Source organism: Clostridium sp., assembly GCF_029258205.1.
Classification (GTDB): Bacteria; Bacillota; Clostridia; order Clostridiales; family Clostridiaceae; genus Sarcina.
Window position 1 is genome coordinate 1 of sequence record NZ_JARHZJ010000098.1, and the last position, 5011, is coordinate 5011.

The following is a 5011-nucleotide window of genomic DNA, read 5'->3' on the forward strand; positions in this document are numbered from 1 at the left end:
ATTACTTATAAAAGAATTGCTGGTTTATGTTAATATCTTCTGTTTAATTTTCAAAGACCATTTCTTTGTCGCCCTCAAGCGACTTCCTTAGTTTATCATCACTTCGAAACTTTGTCAACAACTTTTTCAAAACTTTTAATTTGTTTTGTTAAGTTCTTTACGAATCTCTCAGCGACGATATTTATCTTACCACGGTAGATAATCTGTTCTAATCCTATATATGATTATTTTACATAATTATATCTAATATTCTTTATTTATCATTAAAATACTATCTTATTCTTATATTGATACACCTGGTAAAGTTTAAATTGTATTTCCACTTATTATTCCTATAAATACTCTTATCAATAATATAATATTCCATTATATTATTCTTATAAGCAATAAAAACTATTTTTTATTATTTAATTTTAAATAATATATATATACAAAATATAATAATTTATAGCTATAATTTGATAAAATTTATATTAATTTTTTATTTAGTTTTAATTTCACCTCTTCTTTAAAGTACTTTAAATTTGAATTTAATAATCTTAAATACTATAATTTTTATATAGTTCTTTGATAAAGGAGGCTTTCTTATGCCTAAAATTATAAAAAACGTAAAAGAAGATTTATTAACTGAAGGAAAAAAGCAATTGTTATCTAATGGATATTTAAATTTAAATATAAGAAATATAACTAAGAAATGTAATATAGGTACCGGAACATTTTATAACTATTTTAAAAACAAAGAGCAACTTGTTATTGATATACTATGTAATGATTGGACATATATTTTAAATATATCTAACCAAATAATAGAAGAAAATATTTCATTTAAAGAAAAAATAATTATTATTTATAATAATATAAATGATTTCTTAAAAAACTATAGACTTATATTTTCAGAAATGGCTAATCATACATCTAAAAATCACTATATTATAGATCCCATGTATGAAACTTTAGAAAAGTTAATTGATATTCATATAAAAAAAGGAGAAATTAATCCTTCTATATCATCAGATAAATTTGCTTACTTTTTGCTAAATAATCTTATATTAATATCCCATTCTGAATTGACTATAGATGATTTATTTTTATTGTTAAATATATAAATGAAAAGCCATAAACCACTAGATGGTTTATAGCTTTTATTTTGATATTTAAATTAAATTATTTAAAGTAGTTTCTTCATTTGACTAGCTAAAGGATCAGCTAAAGTTCCCATAATTACTTGAACATTTTTTCCATCTAATTTCATTATTCCACTAGCTCCAACTTTTTTTAAAGCAACTTCATCTATTATAGAAGAATCTTTTAAAGTTAATCTTAATCTTGTTATACAGTTATCTAAAACTTCTATATTTTCTTTACCTCCAAGAGCTTCTAGAACGCAATCTGCCTTTTCAACTAGAGTACCACACTTATATGGATTGTTTCCTAATTTTGATACTGTTTCTGAATTAGTTATCAAATCTTCATTTTCATCATCAAAATCATCTTCTCTACCAGGTGTTTTAAGATTAAACTTCTTAATAAAGAATACAAATAAGAAATAGTAAATTACGAATGCAACAATTCCCATCAATAATATAATTAATTGATTTTGACCTTTTCCATAGTATAAAATATAGTCTATCAACCCACCTGAGAAACTAAATGCCAGATGTACATTAAGTGCATATGCTACTGCTAATGATACACCTGTTAAAATTGCATGTATTACATAAAGTATTGGTGATAAAAACATAAATGCAAATTCTATTGGTTCTGTAATACCTGTTATTATAGCTGTTAATGCTAATGATAAGAACATACCACCAACAACTGATTTATTTTTCTTCTTAGCACAAACATACATTGCTAAACATGCAGCTGGTAAACCAAACATCATTATTGGATAAAAACCTGCTGTATAAACCCCAGCTGTTGGATCTCCAGCTAAAAATCTTGTAATATCTCCAGTTGCCACTTGACCTGAAACTTGATCTGTAAAGCTTCCTAATTGGAACCAAATTACTGTATTCATTACATGATGTAATCCAATTGGTATTAATAATCTATTTAATATTCCATATATTCCGGCACCAATAGCACCTGCTGCTACCATTATATTAGCAAATCCGTCTAATCCAGCTTGGAATGTTGGCCAAGTATATCCAAAGAACACTCCTAAAATAAGACACACTGCTGATGTTATTATTGGAACAAATCTTTTTCCACCAAAGAATCCTAAAAATTGAGGAACTTTAATGTCTTTAAATTTATTATATAAAAGTCCTCCAACAACTCCGGCTACAACTCCACCAAAAGCTCCCATATTTATACTTGGATCAAATGAAGTTGCAACATTTTTCATAACTAAAAATCCTAAAAGACCTGCCAATCCTCCAACTCCATTATTTTCATCTGAAAGGCCAAATCCTATACCTACAGCAAAAAGCATTGCCATATTATCTCCAAAGGCAGCTCCACCAGCAGCACTAATCCAAGGAATATTTAATAAGTCTTTGTCTCCAAGTCTTAATAATAATCCTAAAGCTGGCATTACTGCTATAGGAACCATTAAAGATTTACCTATTCTTTGAAGAAACCCTAAAACTTTTGAACCTTTTTTACTCATTTGTTCATTCCTCCTTATAAGTTTTTTCATTTAGTTTGAATTTGTATAATGCTTTTAAAGAATTAATTTCTTTAAAACATAAGGTATTCTAACAATAAAATCTAAAAATTATTTATTTACTTTGAATACCTATATAAGTATTTTATAATTTATATTTTTAATCATAAAATACTTATATAGGTATTCACTTTTAATTAAAATAATGATTAAAAGTTATCATATTTATATATCTTACAATAAACCTATATTTTCACATAAAAAAAACTGAAAAGAACATAGTAATTCTCTTCAGCTAATTCCCAAAATATATGGTTACACGCTTACAATAATTTCCTTAAAATTCTATCTATAATATTTGCATTTAAATATTACTATATCTTTTTTGTGATGTCAAATTCAAAATAAACATATTTTTTATCATTACTATACTATTATCTTTCTCATACTTCATAAACTTATTACATATAAATACAAATTTTCAAATGATATTGTATAAGTATAGTATTGACTTATAAAAATAAAGAATATATAATGTAATCATAACATGTTACTGTTAAATCAGGCATAAGTTGTAATAGACTTATGCCTGTTTTTTTATTTGATTTTATATATAGAAAGGAAGTGAATTTCTTAACTTAATATAATAAGTTAAGAAAATAATTATGTTTGGATTATTTAAAAAAGATTTAAAATTAATTGCTCCTGCAACTGGAAAAACTATTGATTTATCACAAGTACCAGATCAAGTTTTCGCTGAAAAAATGGCTGGAGATGGAGTTGCTATTGAAGTAACTGGAGATACTATTGTTGCTCCTGCTGATGGAGAATTATCATTAGTATTCAAGACTAACCATGCTTTTGCTATGACTTTAAGTAATGGTATTGAATTATTAGTTCATGTTGGTATAGATACAGTTTCTCTAGAAGGAGAAGGATTCCAGAGATTAACTGAACCAGGACAACAAGTTAAAGCTGGTACTCCAATATTAAAAATAAACAGAGATTTTATATTAGGAAAAGGATTAAAATTACACACTCCTGTATTAATCACAAATCCTGATATGGTAAAAGACATGAAACCTGTTATAGGTGAAACAGTTGCTGCTGGAAGTGATATTGTTTTAACTTATAAAGTTAAATAATAAAAAGCTGACTTAAAAGTCAGCTTTTTATTATTCATTTTTTCTTATTCTCTCTATGTGCAAAGTTAAATAGCCTATTTCATCTTCTGTAACCTCTGAAGAAAAGTAATCATTTATAGCTTTTCCTATTGCTTCAGCAACCTTAAATGATTCTGAATACTTTAGTTTTATAATAGAAAGCAACTCATTCTTTATTGGAGTATTATTTATAAGTCTTTCAATAGCAAATCTTAAATGAGTTATAAATCTAGCATAAGATAATGAAGTTCTATCAACCTCCATATTAAAAGCATCTTCAATATATTCTACAGCCGTATTTGCTATGTAAGTAAACTTTATTGTATGAGAAACCTTTCCTTTTGTCCTTGCCGAATGTATGTGCATAGAAATAAATCCAATTTCATCATCAACTATACTTACTCCTGTAAAATCCTCAAGTTTTTTAACCATTTTAGTCGCAGCATCAAATTCTTTAGAATATAAAGTTTCTATTTCCACTAAAAAAGGATTTCTTAAAATCTCTCCTTTTTTCATTCTCTCAATAGCAAAAGAAATATGATCTATTAATCCTATATGTATAATCTCATTTAATTCTTCATTAAAATCTCTTGAAATCTCTAATATTAATTCTTCACAAAAAGCAATAAACTTCCCATCATTACTTCCAACCACTCTTCTAAAGTTAGCAATATTATTTTCATCTTGTATAGTAAATATTTTTTCTATATTAGTATTCTTAGGTATTATTGAACCTCTTTTGTAATTAAAGCCTAGCCCTTTAGCAAATAATATACTTTCTTTTTCATCATCATCAACCAAAACTATATTATTATTGAAAGCTCGTTTTACTTCATATGCTTTTTTTGTTTTTTTTATCATAATATTCTCCTCTATACCACTATTATTGCTAACTAAATTTATATTAGTTTTTATTTAAAGTAATTCCATATTCATAAAAAAGTAAAATAAACATATAAAACTTTTTATTCATTACATATAATTATATCTTAAAATTTTTATTTTTACTAATATATAAATTCGACTAGAATCCTGTTAAATATTAATATATTCTGATCTCTAGTCGAATTTATATGAAACTTTATTTAATTACAATATATTTTTATATACAAAAAAACCTCTCTTATTAGAGAGGTTTTGGTGATCTGCCAGGGAATCGAACCCTGGACACCGTGATTAAAAGTCACGTGCTCTACCGACTGAGCTAGCAAATCATAAGACCTGGCGACCACCTACT

4 protein-coding genes and 1 tRNA gene are annotated in these 5011 nt (G+C 25.9%); 2 read left to right on the forward strand and 3 right to left on the reverse strand.

Features of this window, described 5'->3' with window-relative positions; genetic code table 11:
- The first annotated feature begins 587 nt into the window (after nucleotides 1-587).
- The gene (locus Q1J60_RS12090; protein ID WP_300262671.1) at nucleotides 588-1106 is read left to right on the forward strand and encodes a TetR/AcrR family transcriptional regulator; all 519 of its coding nucleotides are present in this window, start codon (nucleotides 588-590) and stop codon (nucleotides 1104-1106) included.
- 62 nt (nucleotides 1107-1168) lie between these two features.
- Here Q1J60_RS12090 and nagE read toward each other — a convergent pair whose 3' ends face one another.
- Nucleotides 1169-2614, reverse strand: coding sequence for an N-acetylglucosamine-specific PTS transporter subunit IIBC (nagE, locus tag Q1J60_RS12095; protein WP_300262674.1), 1446 nt, complete (start codon nucleotides 2612-2614; stop codon nucleotides 1169-1171).
- A gap of 662 nt (nucleotides 2615-3276) precedes the next feature.
- Here nagE and Q1J60_RS12100 point away from each other — a divergent pair.
- Entirely contained in the window at nucleotides 3277-3756 is a 480-nt protein-coding gene (locus Q1J60_RS12100; protein ID WP_300262676.1) for a PTS sugar transporter subunit IIA, read from the forward strand.
- Between the two features lie 30 nt (nucleotides 3757-3786).
- Here Q1J60_RS12100 and Q1J60_RS12105 read toward each other — a convergent pair whose 3' ends face one another.
- Nucleotides 3787-4635: a PRD domain-containing protein gene (locus Q1J60_RS12105; RefSeq protein WP_300262679.1), complete on the reverse strand. Its 849-nt coding sequence runs from the start codon at nucleotides 4633-4635 to the stop codon at nucleotides 3787-3789.
- Nucleotides 4636-4912: 277 nt separating this feature from the next.
- A tRNA-Lys gene (locus Q1J60_RS12110) sits at nucleotides 4913-4988 on the reverse strand.
- Between the last annotated feature and the right edge of the window lie 23 nt (nucleotides 4989-5011).

What these genes read in the sequence shown, in the direction of transcription:
- Q1J60_RS12090 (WP_300262671.1), top strand. Translation starts at nt 588, where the DNA reads ATGCCTAAAATTATAAAAAACGTAAAAGAAGATTTATTAACTGAAGGA.
- nagE (WP_300262674.1), bottom strand. Translation starts at nt 2,614, where the DNA reads ATGAGTAAAAAAGGTTCAAAAGTTTTAGGGTTTCTTCAAAGAATAGGT.
- Q1J60_RS12100 (WP_300262676.1), top strand. Translation starts at nt 3,277, where the DNA reads ATGTTTGGATTATTTAAAAAAGATTTAAAATTAATTGCTCCTGCAACT.
- Q1J60_RS12105 (WP_300262679.1), bottom strand. Translation starts at nt 4,635, where the DNA reads ATGATAAAAAAAACAAAAAAAGCATATGAAGTAAAACGAGCTTTCAAT.